The 16370-nt window shown below is 38.5% G+C and carries 11 protein-coding genes and 2 pseudogenes; 8 read left to right on the forward strand and 5 right to left on the reverse strand.

The genetic code is table 11. The annotated features are described in order from the left end of the window. Positions 1–15 precede the first annotated feature (15 nt). Positions 16–2049: a hypothetical protein gene (locus DIZ80_03570; protein RDH84559.1), complete on the forward strand. Its 2034-nt coding sequence runs from the start codon at positions 16–18 to the stop codon at positions 2047–2049. A gap of 290 nt (positions 2050–2339) precedes the next feature. Beyond that, entirely contained in the window at positions 2340–2801 is a 462-nt protein-coding gene (locus DIZ80_03575) for a DUF1499 domain-containing protein (protein ID RDH84560.1), read from the forward strand. Positions 2802–2951: 150 nt separating this feature from the next. Here the strand turns inward: DIZ80_03575 and DIZ80_03580 are convergent, their stop codons facing one another. Continuing rightward, complete coding sequence (locus DIZ80_03580; protein ID RDH84561.1) at positions 2952–3692, reverse strand: hypothetical protein; 741 nt, start codon at positions 3690–3692, stop codon at positions 2952–2954. Continuing rightward, positions 3692–5635, reverse strand: a complete 1944-nt coding sequence (locus DIZ80_03585; GenBank protein ID RDH84562.1) for a bifunctional tRNA (5-methylaminomethyl-2-thiouridine)(34)-methyltransferase MnmD/FAD-dependent 5-carboxymethylaminomethyl-2-thiouridine(34) oxidoreductase MnmC — start codon at positions 5633–5635, stop codon at positions 3692–3694. The genes DIZ80_03580 and DIZ80_03585 overlap by 1 nt, the downstream gene beginning before the upstream one ends. A gap of 56 nt (positions 5636–5691) precedes the next feature. Here DIZ80_03585 and hpnC point away from each other — a divergent pair, with 56 nt between their 5' ends. After that, positions 5692–6540: a squalene synthase HpnC gene (gene hpnC / locus DIZ80_03590; GenBank protein RDH84563.1), complete on the forward strand. Its 849-nt coding sequence runs from the start codon at positions 5692–5694 to the stop codon at positions 6538–6540. Between the two features lie 206 nt (positions 6541–6746). After that, positions 6747–7331 carry a hypothetical protein gene (locus DIZ80_03595; GenBank protein RDH84564.1) on the forward strand — a complete coding sequence of 195 codons (585 nt, stop codon included), beginning with the start codon at positions 6747–6749 and terminating at the stop codon, positions 7329–7331. Positions 7332–7394: 63 nt separating this feature from the next. On the opposite strand, the gene DIZ80_03600 is transcribed toward DIZ80_03595, so the two are convergent. Beyond that, the gene (locus tag DIZ80_03600; GenBank protein RDH84565.1) at positions 7395–9422 is read right to left on the reverse strand and encodes a hypothetical protein; all 2028 of its coding nucleotides are present in this window, start codon (positions 9420–9422) and stop codon (positions 7395–7397) included. 190 nt (positions 9423–9612) lie between these two features. On the opposite strand from DIZ80_03600, the gene DIZ80_03605 reads away from it, so the two are divergent. Further along, positions 9613–10356 carry an XRE family transcriptional regulator gene (locus DIZ80_03605; GenBank protein RDH84566.1) on the forward strand — a complete coding sequence of 248 codons (744 nt, stop codon included), beginning with the start codon at positions 9613–9615 and terminating at the stop codon, positions 10354–10356. Between the two features lie 38 nt (positions 10357–10394). Here the strand turns inward: DIZ80_03605 and DIZ80_03610 are convergent, their stop codons facing one another. Then, on the reverse strand, positions 10395–10730 hold the full coding sequence (locus DIZ80_03610) for a hypothetical protein (protein ID RDH84567.1): 336 nt from the start codon (positions 10728–10730) through the stop codon (positions 10395–10397). 172 nt (positions 10731–10902) lie between these two features. On the opposite strand from DIZ80_03610, the pseudogene DIZ80_03615 reads away from it, so the two are divergent. The 3 genes and pseudogenes from DIZ80_03615 to DIZ80_03625 all read left to right on the forward strand — a co-directional run bounded on the left by DIZ80_03615 (position 10903) and on the right by DIZ80_03625 (position 15217). Further along, a pseudogene (locus tag DIZ80_03615) lies at positions 10903–11450 on the forward strand (hypothetical protein). 29 nt (positions 11451–11479) lie between these two features. Next, positions 11480–14245, forward strand: coding sequence for a hypothetical protein (locus DIZ80_03620; GenBank protein ID RDH84568.1), 2766 nt, complete (start codon positions 11480–11482; stop codon positions 14243–14245). Positions 14246–14674: 429 nt separating this feature from the next. Further along, positions 14675–15217 (forward strand): transcriptional regulator, encoded by a 543-nt coding sequence (locus DIZ80_03625; GenBank protein ID RDH84569.1) that lies wholly within the window; start codon positions 14675–14677, stop codon positions 15215–15217. A 211-nt stretch (positions 15218–15428) separates the two neighbouring features. Here DIZ80_03625 and DIZ80_03630 read toward each other — a convergent pair. Next, positions 15429–15515 (reverse strand): annotated as a pseudogene (locus DIZ80_03630) (VPLPA-CTERM sorting domain-containing protein). Positions 15516–16370: the final 855 nt, after the last annotated feature.

Genomic DNA, 16370 nt, shown 5'->3' on the forward strand with positions numbered 1-16370 from the left:
TCTATGAGTAAATAAATGCGTAAAGCTTTAAAATTCCTCCCTCTGTTAGTCTCGCCTGTCATTTATGCAGACACGCAAAATGAAGACTTTCTTTCTATGTCACTTGAAGAGTTATTACAGGTAGAAATTACCGGCTCAACCCTGACAACAGAAAACATTAAAACAGTGCCTTCATCAGTCACTGTATTTACTCAGACAGAGATTAGTCGCATGGGCCTGGATACACTGGACGAACTCATGAATCTGGTTCCCGGTTTTCAATCTGCACGCTCGTCATTTTCATCATTGATATTCCCTTTCTCCTCACGTGGCAGGCGCATCGCTCAGCCTTCAGCAGAAATTCTGGTAATGGTAGATGGACAACGTTTACAGGACCCTGGAACCAGCGGTAGCGCTGAAATAATACCCAAATACCCGCTTATTAATATTGAGCGTATAGAGTTTATACGGGGTTCCGGTTCATCCATATATGGCTCTAATGCCATGATGGGTGTTATTAATATTATCAGCCGTTCAAATGAAAATGAGTTAAGTGCCAGTCTGGGTAGTTTTGATCGTAAACAAATTTACTTACAGTCATCTAACAATATGGGTGATGCGGTCGTTGATGTATTTGCTCATATTGACACGGACAATGGTGATGAATTTAACCTGCAGGATACATTTAGCACCAACCGTATCGATACAGATGACCCACGAAAACTGGCAAACTTGAATATCAAAGTTCGCTGGCAGGATACGCAGCTAAATATTCAACACAACCAGTTTAACAGTGAAAATTTTTATGAAGCCGATGGTATTTCTAATGATTTTAATGAACGAGATGCCATGCTCAGCTCTATTTCTCTACAACATGATTTTAACTGGCAATCAGTGACTTCTTACGCCCGCCTAAGTTATAGCAGGTCGGAACTTAATATTTCGGCTCAAATCACACCCGCCGGTTTTTTTAATGATGGCAACCCACCTGAGAGCGCACCATTAAGTAATGACCCTTTACTCGTCAGTCCTGCTTTTGACAACTTCACTGAAACCCGTGCATTACTACATAACAACTGGGAGATTAATGAGAAAAACAGTCTTCAATTTGGCGCTGAACTGAGACATTTAAATATTCCTGAATCGATTGCTGATAACAACTTTGATATAGGGGAACTGGCAAACGGCATCAACCCGGTAACCTATTACGGTACATTACAACCAACAACTACTGTTCAGGCCAGTTCCAGTCGTGACATTATCGGGCTTTATACGCAACTTCAGCATCAGTTATTTGATCAGGCACAGCTGACACTAGGGCTGCGTTATGATGATTTTTCTGATATTGACTCTCATTTAAGCCCTCGAATTAGCATTGTGCAAAACCTTAATCAGAACCATACTCTGAAACTACTTTATGGTGAAGCTTTTCGGGCACCTTCAGAAAGTGAATTAAATTTACAGAATAATGCACGACTATTAGGCAACCCGAATTTAAATGCCGAGTCAGTTACAAGCACAGAACTGGTCTGGGTCGCTCAGTGGCCACAAACGGGTTTAGCACTTAGTATTTTTGAAAACCATTTTGAAGATTCTATCGTACAAACTAATATCGGAAACGGGCAATTACAATACGAAAATGTAGATCAGGATGGCACTGAAGGATTTGAATTTGAATTTTCCCATGAATTCAATCCACACTGGTTATTACGCGGCACTTATACCAACTTTAACGAATTACCCGACCTGTCTTTTCATGAGTCCAGTCAACTTGCTTCATTCATGATTAATTATCAAAACCAAAAGTTAAATATTAATTTGATTACCACTTATAGTGGCAAACGAGAAATGGCGACTGGAGGTAGTGATGATAACCTCATAACTCTGGATGATTATTGGCAATTATTTGCAAAAATAAACTACAATTTCACACCGGAATGGAAATTTTACATTCAGGCAAAGAACCTGTTAGACGAAGATTATTTAACACCGGCAGCAAATGCTGTATTAACAGAAGGCGTTGCTAACCGTGGGCGTGAAATATTAACCGGACTAGTCTGGGAATTCTAAGCTACACATTAAAACTCGTATCTCTTTCTTAAATAGACTCTCGATCTTTTATCAAATAAGGTAAAATTCATCTGAAATATTGATATCCGGAATATCCTGGACACATACGAGCAATAAGAAACATGAGTACTGAACAAAATTTACAGAATCTCAGCGAATCAAACTGTTATCCTAACTCAGTTTGTAAAAAAACAAACTGAAATAAATCGCATTTCAAATTCAGCCCCTATACCCTGTATCTGTAGGAGCAATCTTTATATCACGATCAAACAAAAGGTATATTCATCCAGATGAAAATAATGCTAATAATTATTATAACTACCATAGTCGCGGGATTATTCTACTTCTTCTATTTAGGATACAAGTCTCAAAATGGAACTGCCCCGGGTCTGGTCGATTCAAAACTTAAACATTGCTCTGAAAAACCTAATTGTATATGCACTGAATTTGTTGAAGATAAGTTACACTTTACTGACGCAATAAAATTCACAGAAAAAAGCACAGCGATTTTAATTAATGCCATTGAGAATACGATTCAGGATACTGGTGGCATTATTATCAATCAACAAGCCGACTATATTTATGCAACCTATACTTCCAGTATTTTTCGTTATGTAGATGATTTCGAAATTCGTATTGATAACGAAAAAAAGCTAATACATATTCGCTCAGCATCTCGAGTGGGGCATAGTGATATGGGGGCTAATCTTAAACGAATTAATCAATTTAAACGCATTATTGGGTTACTGTAAAAAAGAACTTGCCACAAAGGCACAGAGAAAAGTGTTGGTTATTATATTTTCAGACGGCTACGTATGAATAAATAAGGCCTCAACACACTTCATGGCTCTATGATAAACTTATAAAAACTCACTAATAACCATTTATTCAAAGCCAGATGACTAATCACAAATCCCAACAGAACCATTTCTACAACGCTTATATTTAACCCAGGTAGTACTGCTCAATTTAGCATCTGTAAAAACCGCCCCATCTATCACTGCACCCTGAATTGATGCAGCATTTAAAGTCGCCTGATTAAATTTAACATTTAATAAATTAGCCTCAACGAATTTAGCTGAAGTTAAATTCGCAGCTGTAAAATCTGCATTTTCTAAATTTGCCTGTGAAAAATTAGCCTCAATACCGGCCACATTCTTAAAATTAGCTGAAACCAGCATGGCTCGACTGAAATTTGCCTTAGCTATTTCTGTGTTTTCAAACTGACTCGTTTCAACTCTGGCTTCATAAAAATCAGCTTTATTTAATTTTGCTAAATTGAATACAGTCTGCTTGATTACCGCTCGACTAAATCGAGCATTATCAATCACAGCCGATGAAAAATCTGCCTCATTTATTTTTGCATTATTCAACCGAACACGCTCCATTCGTGCATTAACAAATTTAGTATTTTCCAGTCTGGAAAAACTCAGGTCAGCTGCCTGTAGGCGAGCTTTCGATAAATTACTGTTGGTAAAATTCACGCGGCGTAAAATAGCACCCTGCAAATCAACACCAGACAAGTCTAAGCTACTTTTATCACAGCCTGTCCAGTTCACACCCGCTTTGGCTTCATCATCACATTTTGCGAATGAAGAAAAAGACACTGTCATTAAACAAAGAAAAACAAAACTATAACGCATTACACCCTTCTCTTTTTTAGGGATCGAATTAAAAACCTTGATGAGTGCAGAGCATAACTCACCCTGTTTGATACAGGCAAGGATTCTTCACATATCATTGCTGCAAGCAGTTCCGATGATAAAAAAGCACTGGTAAATCCCCTGGCACCATGTCCTGTATTCACATACAAACCCGGTAACATTTTTGATAAAGGGTATTTATTCACGGGTTTACCCTTGTGTAAATCAGCATAATCACTAACAAGCCGACATTTATCAGCAACACGCCCAACAACGGGCACCCTGTCTGATGTGACCGCCCTGACTGATGCCCTGCCACCATTGATATCATCTTCGACAAACAAATCCTTAAACCAGAGATTTATATCAGACAAATTAGCCTGAAACTCTTCAGTTCGTATATCCGTTTCACTGTCATCAACAACAAAGCTGGCACCAGACACATGCTGATTATCACTTTCCGGCATCAGGTACCCCTCAAAAGACAAAGGTAATTTCAATTTTCTACTTTGTTGATTTGCCTTATATAAACTTATCTGCCCACGAGCAGGTTGTAAATTTAAATGATCTAACTGCTCAAACAGCTTCACCTGCCAGGCATTAGCCAGAATAAGGTTTGCTGCCTGATTAACGACTTCACCCTTCTTGTTCACTAATGACCAATGTTGATTTTCATAATGAATTGATTTGACATCAGTATTATACGTAATAGTTAATGCATCACCCATTTCATCAATCATTATCTGTAAAATCTTTTTCGGATAAACACAGGCGGCCCGAGGAAAATAATGGGCTTTATTCTCAATTTTAAGTCCACTTACCTCACTTGCCTCCTCTGCATCTAAAACCTGTGCCAGTAAACTATCTTGCGGAAAATTTTCTATCTGTTTTTTAAATCGTTCACTGCAAGCTAATTGAATTCCACCTGTTTGCTTCCAGCAATTTTGTTCTATGTCTAATAACTGTAAACAGCGTAATGCATAAAAGTAGGCCGATATATAAAATTCCGCTTCTGCTGAATCCTGTAAACTTAAACGGGGCATTAACATACCCTGCGGATTACCTGATGCCTGTGCTCCTGCCTGACCGCCCTTTTCTATAATTTCAACCTTAAACCCTCTTTTAACTAATGCCCATGCACTACTGATACCCGCAAGCCCTGCACCGATTATTGTGACCTGTTTATTAACTGACTCTGATAATTTATTCTCATACCAGGGCTGCGGGGATTGATAAGCAAGAGTATTTTCACTATTCAATCTACCCGTTATCATATGACGCTTATTACCCGTACCGCTCACCTTCTCCACATCAAAACCGACTTCTATTAAACCGCGCCTGACAAACCCGGCAGCAGTATACGTACTGAAAGTCGTTCCCTTTTTACTTAATCGCTTAATATGTGAAAAAACGGTTTCACTCCACATATCCGGATTACGGCCTGGCGCAAAACCATCAAGAAACCAGGCATCTACCTTTGCCTGCATCCGGGGAAGCATGGTTTCTACATCCCCAATCATTAAAACTAATTTCACTCTGCCGTTAAACAAATCGAATGAATGAAAACCATAACTCGCGGCGCAGTAGTGCTGCTGTAATTCTTCGGCTAGTTCAGCCAGTTCTGGCCATGAATTGTGCGCCTGAATAAGATCCTGAAGACTAAAAGGTGAATTTTCTACCGAATAAAAATGCAGTGTGCATGATGGCTCACTTAATTCAAGCCAGTGTTTAACCGTAACCAGAAAGTTGAGGCCCGAACCAAAACCGGTTTCAGTAATAACAAAATGAGGGGTACCAATCTGTGTAAAGCGCTGTAACAGCTGATTATGCTGAATAAACACATGCTCAGTTTCCTCAATTCCATTATCAATTGAAAAATAAACATCATCAAATTCAGGGTTATAAGGCTGACCATCACGCCATTCCAGGTTTGCATACTTCATAACTTGATTATACTATCCAGATTCATATCCAGTCAGATTTAAATATATCTCTACACATGAATACTAAACAAGCCTATAAGCATTGCCTCAATATATCTAAAAATCATTATGAAAATTTTCCTGTGGCATCCTGGGTGTTACCCAAAAGAATGCGTCTGCCAACAGCTGCAATTTATGCCTTTGCCCGACGTGCTGATGATTTCGCAGATGAAGGCGGCTTAACAGATGAAGAGAGATTAAACGAGCTTGATAAGCTGGCACAGCAGGTTGAAGACCTGTTTGAAGACAAACCAGGTGATGACCCTGTCTTTATCGCACTTGCTGACTGCGTGAAGAATTTTTCATTACCCAAAGAACTGTTTCTCGATTTAATCAATGCATTTAAACAGGATGTAACCACAAATCGTTATGCTGATTTTGGTGAACTAATGCAATACTGTCGCCGATCAGCCAACCCGGTTGGACGGTTAATGTTACATCTATATGGCCTGACAGACCGAAAGAGCCTTGGACAGTCTGATGCGATATGCACCTCTTTACAGTTAATCAATTTTTATCAGGATATGGCACAGGATTATAACGAACTGGGACGTATCTATATTCCTCAGGACGAAATACGCGCTTCTTTTGTCAATGACACCTATTTTAAAAATAGCCTGACTGATGGCCCGATGATTTTATTAATGCGTAAGCAATATGAACGAGCTCACAAATTATTACAGGGTGGCGCTCCTCTGGGCAAAACACTAAAAGGCCGTTTTGGTTTTGAGATTCGTTTAATTATTGCCGCTGGTTCAAATATTTTATTAAAGCTTGATAAACAGACAGATGATGTATTCAGCCGACCACGACTTAATTTTCAGGACTGGTTTGTTATTTTCTGGAAAGCACTTAGAGCTAAATAAAACTATTATAATCAAGGCTTTATTGTTTTTTCTGTATATCATAATCTCTAATAGCACTGCCTAATAATCACTCAAGCTTATATGCTTAAGTAATAATGACTATAAATTACTATCAACACCCATCTAAAAAATGATTAATGCCATGTTATAGTCGCGTCCATATATTTCCACATCAATAAAACATCTAATCAGGGACTTTAACCACCATGTTTAAAAAACTAACTTCTTCTCTTCTTTTACTTTTATTTCTTACAGGCTGTGAACAGTTCCAGGCTGCATCAAACACGGTTGTACTTGACCTGGATGTTATAGCTAAAGCAACAGGTCAGGCAGAGACAATTAAACAACAGGTAGAAAAAGCAAATAGCGAGTTAACGGCTCAGCTACAAAATATATCTACACAATTAAATGAACAGCTTGCAGAAGAAAAGAAAAAACTAGGCAAAAAACCAACAGCTGAAGACAATCGAAATATCCAACAGTTAACTATACAAGCTAATCAGAAAATGCAGCAGGCAAAAACTTTAGCGTCACAAAAGTCACAACAGTATCGTGCCGCTTTAATTCTACAGCTGAGAAAAAACATACAACCTGTTGCAGAGAAAATTGCGCGTGAACGGGGTGCTGACATCGTATCAATTTCTAGTAATTCAATGATCTGGTTTAATCCTGAAATTGATATTACAGATGAAGTCATTGCTGCGGTTCGTGCACAGCCTTTAAGCAGTGATGAAAATAACAAAGCAACAGAGTCTACCAAAAACACGGTTAGTCAGGATAACGACAAATAACTCAAATATTTATAAGTAATAGTGAAGCGAGCCTTACTATCACGGCTCGCCTCACTCGATTTTTTATTTCAGCTTTCGCAACATCAATACGGGAAATAGCAATAACAACATCCAGATATTCATTGCTCCTCCACCCCTACCACCAAAGCTCGGACGAGGTGACTTAAACATCGGTTTATTATTGTCTACCCGGTGCGAAACCGTTGGCTGCTGTGCTCGTTGCTGCTGAGCCGCATGCTCTGTTTTCAAACGCTGTTGATTAGAGCGTTTAATACCATAAGTATTATACATATCATCACGTAGCACTATCATTGAGGTGTAATCACTCACCAGGCCATACTCCAGAGCAATATCTGTTACCGCCTGTTTTATATCAGCCTTCTCACCGAAGTTATTAATTTCTTCCATCATGGATTCAATTGACGCATAAGCCCATAGCCTTTCTATTTCCGGGTTACGCTTGTCCAGTGATGGAAAAGAAATTTGCGTTTGATATTCTTTTTCAATGCCTGATATTTTTCCTGTCAGTTTTATATCTGCAACACCATCACCAAAATAATGGCCAAACACTATCAACTGCTGACCTCGATACAAACTGCCAATCATTGTTGGCGTTAGATCAGACGTTTTTACACCTTTTATTGACAGTTTTACTCCGTGTAGATTTTCATGGGTCATTTTACTGCTAGCCTGAAGAACTTTACCCACAATGTCATCACTATTAGAAATACTCAGCGCAAAACCATTAGACACTTTTGTCATTGTCTGCAGCAGCGGTTTGTTTGCACTATTACCCATAATAAAAGTAAACAGGCGAATATCTTTAGTCTTAAGCAACTCAATAAACTTACGCTGATGTGTTTCACCCACGTTAGCAACACCATCCGTAACCAGAACAATGGCACTGCTTCTATCAGCATCAATACTCTTTAGTGCACTGGCCAGTCCATTGTACAAATTAGTACCATTTCCCGGGCTTACCCGAGCCACTTCATCACTATAATGTTTAATATTTTCTGGTGTTGCATTGATATAACCAGAAGTAATCTCGCGCGCATTATTATTAAACAGAATAATACGGAAACGATCATTATTTCGCATTTTACCCAGTGCTTTCTGTACTGCATTTGCAAGGGTTGCATACTTACCCTGCATTGATCCGGAAATATCCAGAACAAACACCCAGTCACTGCCTTCTGTTACCGGTTTCAAGTCGTCACCGGGTGTGAGAGTAAGCATAAAAGTACCGCGTTTTTCATTCGCAGATTTATAAGTCACCATGTCTACACTACCAGGCAATCCTTCTTTATGTCTCCAGTAAACCAGTAGATCTTTATCCAGATTAAAAACGGCCTGATTAACTGCTTTTTGTCCTTCCTGAATCCCACTATTACTATTTTCCAGCTGCACAACCCAGTCACCATTTGCATTTTTCTGAGGGATAACTGAAGGTTGATTTGGAAAACGCAACGCTTCAACCGGGTATCCTGATTTAAGGGTTAGCTTAAAAGAAAATGATTCCATAACTTCAGTGTTAGCTGTCCAGAAAGCCAGCTTCTGCTCATCAACCCCGCCTTCCTCAAGCGGATACACATATCGACCAATCCCTGTATCCATATGAGCGGGCTGCAAGTAAACAAAACGAACCCGAGTATCCTGCCCAGCACGAACCGGACTCACATGAATATCAAATGTTTTATAAGCATCTTTTTCGGCCAGACCGGTTTCGCGACCTGATGATTTTTCCTGCTCATAAACCTGACGTGCCTGCTGCTTTTCCAGCACCTCCCCGGTAACCGGTTTACCGTCTATCCAGATAGTAAACTCTGCAACCGCCGCTTTTTCAGGAACAGGAAAAGAATAAATCGCTTCAAGATCCTGCGCATTCGGGTTATGAAAAACCTGCTCAACTTCAGTAATCGCATAACCATCTTCAATTATTACATTTACATCATGATGCTTGATTTGTAGTGCTGGCAAATTACCGCTTGCCGGGGTTAGCAAGCCCGCTGCAAAACTAAAACTGCTAAAGAGCAGGTTAAAAATCAGTGATATTACACCTATATTTAGACGTGTTTTCAGCTGTTTCATGATATGTCCTCCTTTGTTAATAATGTAATCAGTGTCGGACATGGGACACTTAAAATAAACTATTACAACAATAGGTATTTATTTATAAACCAATAGTCTATATATTTAATACTAAACATAGTTTCCCCATACTGAATAATCGTTGAAATAAGTGCCAGCTTTAGCTGACGACCACAAACAAGGCCCACACATGACACAGACCAACGCATTAATAGAAACCCTTAAAAAGTCTCTAAAAGCCAACCAGTTAACCTATGCCCTGGTAGCCGATAAACTGGATATGAGTGAAGCCAATATCAAAAGAATGTTTGCCAGCAAACGTTTCAGTCTGGATAGACTGGAAGAAGTTTGCCAGTTAATGCAAATGGAATTAACCGACCTGTTTCAACTATATGAAGAATCACGACAACACATTAATCAACTGAGCCGGGAACAGGAAAAAGAACTGGTCGCCAATGAAAAACTACTATTAATTGCTGTCAGTGTTCGCAACCGCTTAAGCTTTAACGATATGATTTCAAATTATAAAATTTCTGAGCCTGAGTGTATTCAATATTTAGCCAAACTCGACAAGTTGAAAATTATCGATCTGTTACCAAACAATAGAATTAAATTACGCATAGATGACGGCTTCAGCTGGTTAAAAAATGGCCCGATAGAGCAGTTTTTTGAAAAACAGATACAGACACAATTTTTAAAATCTACCTTTAACGGTGACTGTGAAAAACGAAAGTTTCTATTTGGTTTACTAAGCGAATCATCAATACAGATACTGATGAAAAGAATCGGCACATTATCAAATGAGTTTTCTGAACTGCATCGCCAGGACTCTTCACTACCTTTAGATAAACGTCATAATGTAGGTTTTATGCTGGCACTTCGCCCATGGGAGCTTGAAAAGTTTCAGCCTTTTTTAAAAAAGCATCGCTCATGACTGGTTAAGATAAATACTTACTAAACAATAAAATCAAACTATTTAAATTCAACTAACCCCTTGAACCAAACGTGAACATTATTAATTTTTTCACCAGCACGCACAAAGAAGTCAACCCATGCTTCATCTTGTCTCTCAACAATATTTACTGATAATGAAGCCTCGTCTTCAACAAAACTTTCTAAGTTTAATTTTAGGGATAATGACTTTGTCAAAAAAACATTCTGCATTTTCACCAATATAAATAGCTGTTTCATTATTACGCGTAATTGGTAAAAAGTATCCGTATCAATTTTACTCACACATGCATTTAAATAAACATTAAAGTCAGTTCCATTCCTTTGATATCCGTAAACACGATAAGCACCACCCAATGCTTACGATGTGTAACTAACCTCTCCTACTCTGGTATCTGTTGATGATACTTTCGCTTATCCAAGGTCATTCCAGACCAATTCAATTAACCAATCTGTATTCAACTTATTTCCAAACACTAAGTATGTTGATTGGCTTGAGCTATCAGATAACTAAAAAACTGTACCTGATATATTTGATAAAATATCAGATATTCCAAAACCTGCACTTGTATACTTTTTTGTTTATATATGTAAAAAATTAAAGAATTATAAACAAGCAACTAATTACAAATTAAATGTTCAGGACATTGTACTGCTAGCAGAGCGGGGAAATGAGCAGACTGAAACCTGTTTGCAAAATTACGAAGTACGTATATCCAGAAGTTTATCTCATGTGATTAATATTCTTGATTCTGACTTCATAGTTAATGGGAATGTAAGGGAGGCATGTCAAATATAAATCGACAGTATAAAAATGTGCCGAAAATATGAAATCAGTATATTTTTTCAGATACGGTAAATACAAAGCTAGTGGCTCCTAAATATGCTAACTCCAGCGGCCTACGTGGTGCGTTATGGTTATGGAGTATATTTTTTATCAGTCTCTTTTCTTATGTGACAAATATCACCAAGAAAAATTTTAATATCCCTCATAAAAGACATGTGCCTTTAATATTTGTCTATAATTTGCAAATACTGGCCACTCCTGAAAATAGAAAGGCTGTATTTGTGAAGTAATAATTTTCGAATAACTAAGGGAACGTAATATGAAATCGAGAGTGTCATCTTTGTTAAGTAAAGCAGGTATTGCATCAACACTGCTTCTAAGTTCTATAATTATTGGTTGTAGCGGAAGCAGTAGCAGTACTCCTCCGCCCCCATCAACTACATTGAGTGGTGTAGCAGCAGCAGGTGCACCGATAATAGGTACCGTTATAATTAAAGGAGCTTTAGGTAATACTAATTCAGCCCTTATTGAAGCAGACGGTAGTTATGATGTCGATGTAACAGGCTTAACTGCTCCTTATCGTTTACGTGCCCAGGGCTCTGTAGGTGGCCGTCAATATAAACTGCACTCTTACGCTATTGAGTCTGATGTTGGTGGTACGGTAAATATTACGCCATTTACTGACCTGATTATTGCTAATGTGGCCGGTCAGATTGCTGAAACTTTCTTTGACCAGGCACAACAGATTAATCCACTGGATGAAACAATTATTGAAGAACAGGAAGCAGAATTGCAGGCTAAATTACAGGATGTATTTAATGCTGTAGGTGTAGGTACAGCCATCGATCTACTAAGAACTACTTTTAGTGCAGATCACTCTGGTTTAGATGCCGCTCTTGATATTGTTAGAGTAGAACAAACATCAGCAAATATTGTAACTATCACTAACCTTGTTGAAAATACATCAATTACTGATGATGTAACTGATACTACAGATAATACTGAGACCTTGACAGTTACAGATCCTGTCGCTTTGCAAACCACAGCAACAGATACCCAGCAAATAGCAGCTCTGTTTGATGCATTTTCTGCAGCTTACGCAACCGGCCTGCCAACAGGTAGTACACTGACTGCGGTTGAGAATACCTTTGCAACTGACTTCCTGGAAGATGGTTATAATAAATCATTATTCTTAACTGAAATTACAACTGATCCCGAAATGATTGGTTCAATATTCAGCGGCATTGTTGTCTCCAACCTGGATTCAATTGCAGGTACGGCTGAGGTAACATTTAGCTGGGGTGCCAATGGAGTTCTGGAACCAGAGCCTGAAACATGGTTTGTGGCTAAAGATGCAACTCTGGGCTGGCAGTTCCGTGGTGATCAGAGAATTGTAGAGACTTACTTCTCTTTCCACTGTAATGACTATGATGGTTTTGTAGCTGATAACCCTAATGGCTGGACTTGTGGTATTAACACTCAGTACTGGGATGAAGACCCAACGGTTAATCCAGGTGGTACAGTGATTGCCTCTGGTACAGTAAGAATTCTGGATGCTAACACTCAGGCGCAAAAAGCCATTATTTATCTGGGCACACCAGCAGGTAGTACAGCTGGTAACGTTCAGGTGTATAACGAAGCTAATCAAGGCTTTCAAGGTGATTACAGAGAGCTAGCAAATAACACAGGTGGTACTGATCCATCAATATTTGCAGTAGGTGATATTATTGAATACGCCTTATACACAGCTGATCTGGATATTTCAACACCAGCCTCTCCTGCGGTAGTGGGTATACCTGTTGCTACTTACACAGATACACTGGCGTTTTTACCTAACCCAACTACATGGTCAGATAGTTCAAATAAAATGCCTACGGCAACATCAGCAACTCAATCTGCAATTCAGGGTTATAGCACTGGTAATAATTTAACCATTGGCTGGGATCTGTCTGCAGGTACACGTATTGAAGAAGTTCTGGTAAGAATTACAGACTCGGCGGGTGATCAAGTTGAAGTCTGGGACTGGATGTTTGGCTCTACGGCGACATCAGTAACTTACTCAGCTGCTTCTCTTGATACATCAGCTTTATTGCAGACTGATACTGCCTATGAGCTAAGAGTTCGCATTTATGCCCAGGATGAAGTGAATGGTCAGTCTCATTCTAAAGATTATGCGTATAACATTGCCGGTCCAGCAGCACAGGATGGTTCAGGCATTGCATGTGATCCAACTGGTGTAACTACTCTGGCAGAGTTTGAAACCATTATGGATGCCTGTGGCACAGTTACCCCTATGGTTGCTAACGATCTTGCGGGTAACTCTTATACCTTTGTTGCTGCAACTAATGAAGTAACTACATTTAATCTGGATGGATCTACTGGTTCATTCACGAATGATGGTGGTAATACGGCTATTCCATTGACCTGGTCGATTGATTCTCGTGGTTACCTGACGGTTAATTACACAGTACCTAATGTAGGCACATTCTTTGATGTCATGGCGGCTTACGGTGTAGATACTTCAACTGGTGGACTGATGGTTCGTGCTTTCACTAATGAAAATAATTCCACATTCTCAGAAATTATTATTCCTGTGGGTGGTGGTTCTTCTACATCACTGACCTGTGGTTATTCTACACCCTGGGATGATGTTGCTGATGAACCTTCATCGTTTAACAGTTATGATGATTTCCTGACTGTAGTAGCTGATTGTGGTGGAGCATCGCCGACAACAACTGCTGATATTATTGGTACATGGACTGATACATGGACTGATGGCAGTACAGGTGCACTAATAGTAGTAACAATGGTGTTTAATGGCGATGGAAGTACTGGTACATACTCCGAAACAGCAGATGGTGTTCCTTTAGTAAATGGCAGTGGTTCATTTACATGGTCTGTAGCTAATAACCTTCTTACAGTTAATGTTGCTGGTGTATTTATGGAAGTAACAGCTGTAACTGCAAGTGGTATGGTTCATTACGCAGAAGATGCAGAATGGTCGACACCATCAGATTTAAGTATTAGCAATACAGCAACACTAGATGGTGAAATCTGGAACGGTAATTACGTTAAACAGCCGTAGACCAAGTATTAAGAAATTTTGATATTTGGTATGACTAGATAAAAAGCCACCCACATGGGTGGCTTTTTTTTAAAATAATAAAAGTTCTATACACAAGAAATATCAGAAATAGATGATGACTAATCCCACTCTTAAACTCAACGTAATTACTTTGACTATGACATTATCAGCCTCCCAAGCAAATTACTAATATAAGGCACATGGCCGACGCGGCTCGGTCAACTCGCAACTCAGACACCTCAACAAATCTGTGAAGCAACCAGTATTGCGGTTGCTGATACGAATAAAGAAATGCCTGAAGGTCAATAAGCTGGTTGAAAATGGTATTACTATAAAAGCAAATGCAAAAAAGCTCTTTAAGTGTTTCCCTGGCTGAGCTGAAAATGCTGAAGAAAGCGGATTCGCAGAAAATTTACCTACCTGTCCCAGTTGTATAAAAAATCACAACAATACATTAACCAACTGAGTCGGGAACAGGAAAAAGAACTGGTCGCCAATGAAAAACTACTATTGATTGCTGTCAGCGTTCGCAACCGATTAAGTTTTAACGACATGATCACAAATTATGAAATTTCTGAAACCGAATGCATTCAGTATTTAGCTAAACTCGATAAGCTAAAAATCATCGATTTGTTACCAAACAATAGAATTAAATTACGCATAGATGATGGCTTCAGCTGGTTAAAAAATGGCCCGATAGAGCAGTTTTTTGAAAAACAGATACAGGCACAGTTTTTAAAATCCACCTTTAATGGCGACTGTGAAAAACGAAAGTTTCTATTTGGTTTATTAAGTGAGTCATCGATACAGGTACTGATGAAAAAGATTACTACACTATCGAATGAATTTTCTGAACTGCATCGTCAGGATTCAGCATTACCTTTAGATAAACGTCATAATATCGGTTTTATGCTAGCACTTCGCCCCTGGGAACTGGAGAAATTTCAGTCTTTTATAAAAAAAATTGATTAATATAACAATCGGTTTAGGGAAGAGAAAATAAATTTTCTTAAGTTCTGCTAACACCTGCGGATTTAACCGGTCAATGCAACATCTATTCTCTAAATCCAGTCATTTAGACATTTATTTCTATTTTCTAAAAACCATTAAAAGCAGTCGTTTGTAAAACAAAAAAGCCCACTAAAAATTAGCAGGCTTTCTAAAATCAAAATGGATTTAACTTTTATGCTTTCTTACGTCTTGCAAAACCTACCAATCCAACTAAACCAGAACCAAATAACCAAACAGCTGCAGGCACTGGCACAGTACTTACTGCACCGAAGGTTCCTTCAAAGTTGTCAATAATATAACGCTGACCACCCATATCACTTGTATTAAAGTCTAATAGAGCATATGCAGCCTCACCTGAAAATGATACGTTTACAATCCCTTCAGCAAAAATACTTTCTGGTACGCCGAACTCATTTATAGGCATGCCGAACTCATCAACTGGCATTTGAGTGAATATTGCATTTTGGAATCCAGTCGTTAGAAGATTGTTGTTAGTATCATATACTGAAATCGCACCCCACGCGTCTAGTGATGATGGCATTGTTGGGTCAAAATTGTTAAATTCACTAACAGCAAAACTAAAATTTAAAGATCCAGTAGCTCCACTTAAAAAATCAACTCTGATGTCTGGATTGAGAAGTGTAGATCCTTCAAGACCAGGTTCATTTATATACAGTTGCGCAGGCCCAGGTCCAATTACATTAAATCCAGTAATATCAGTTGTAGAAAACACGACATCACTATTACCATCACTATCTGAATCATAGGAATAAGTGGTAGATCCTGTAACTGCGTCATCAAATGTAATAAGAGCTGCACTTACATTAGTTGATAATATTAAAGCTGTAGTTGCTGATGCTAGTTTCCAAAATTTCATTTATCATTTTCCTTTATACATTTTATTAGTTTTTATTAATAAAAAATAAGCAAGCAATATTCATACCCATCTTATAACCTACTGTTTTTGTTTAATAATATGCAAGGACAATGGTATTGATGATTAATTACTGTAAAAGAGTACGACATAAACAATATATATTTTAGGAAATTACTGCTTTGAAGAAATTATGTTTGATTCCATAGAAATAAGTAAAATTCAGCTTATAGCTACTTC

Origin of the sequence: endosymbiont of Galathealinum brachiosum (assembly GCA_003349885.1) — a bacterium.
In the GTDB taxonomy this organism is placed as follows: Bacteria; Pseudomonadota; Gammaproteobacteria; order SZUA-229; family SZUA-229; genus SZUA-229.

Bases quoted from the DNA above. Each gene is read 5' to 3' on its own strand.
- DIZ80_03585 (RDH84562.1), bottom strand. From the start codon at position 5,635: ATGAAGTATGCAAACCTGGAATGGCGTGATGGTCAGCCTTATAACCCT.
- DIZ80_03605 (RDH84566.1), top strand. From the start codon at position 9,613: ATGACACAGACCAACGCATTAATAGAAACCCTTAAAAAGTCTCTAAAA.
- DIZ80_03620 (RDH84568.1), top strand. From the start codon at position 11,480: ATGAAATCGAGAGTGTCATCTTTGTTAAGTAAAGCAGGTATTGCATCA.
- DIZ80_03600 (RDH84565.1), bottom strand. From the start codon at position 9,422: ATGAAACAGCTGAAAACACGTCTAAATATAGGTGTAATATCACTGATT.
- hpnC (RDH84563.1), top strand. From the start codon at position 5,692: ATGAATACTAAACAAGCCTATAAGCATTGCCTCAATATATCTAAAAAT.
- DIZ80_03570 (RDH84559.1), top strand. From the start codon at position 16: ATGCGTAAAGCTTTAAAATTCCTCCCTCTGTTAGTCTCGCCTGTCATT.
- DIZ80_03575 (RDH84560.1), top strand. From the start codon at position 2,340: ATGAAAATAATGCTAATAATTATTATAACTACCATAGTCGCGGGATTA.
- DIZ80_03595 (RDH84564.1), top strand. From the start codon at position 6,747: ATGTTTAAAAAACTAACTTCTTCTCTTCTTTTACTTTTATTTCTTACA.
- DIZ80_03580 (RDH84561.1), bottom strand. From the start codon at position 3,692: ATGCGTTATAGTTTTGTTTTTCTTTGTTTAATGACAGTGTCTTTTTCT.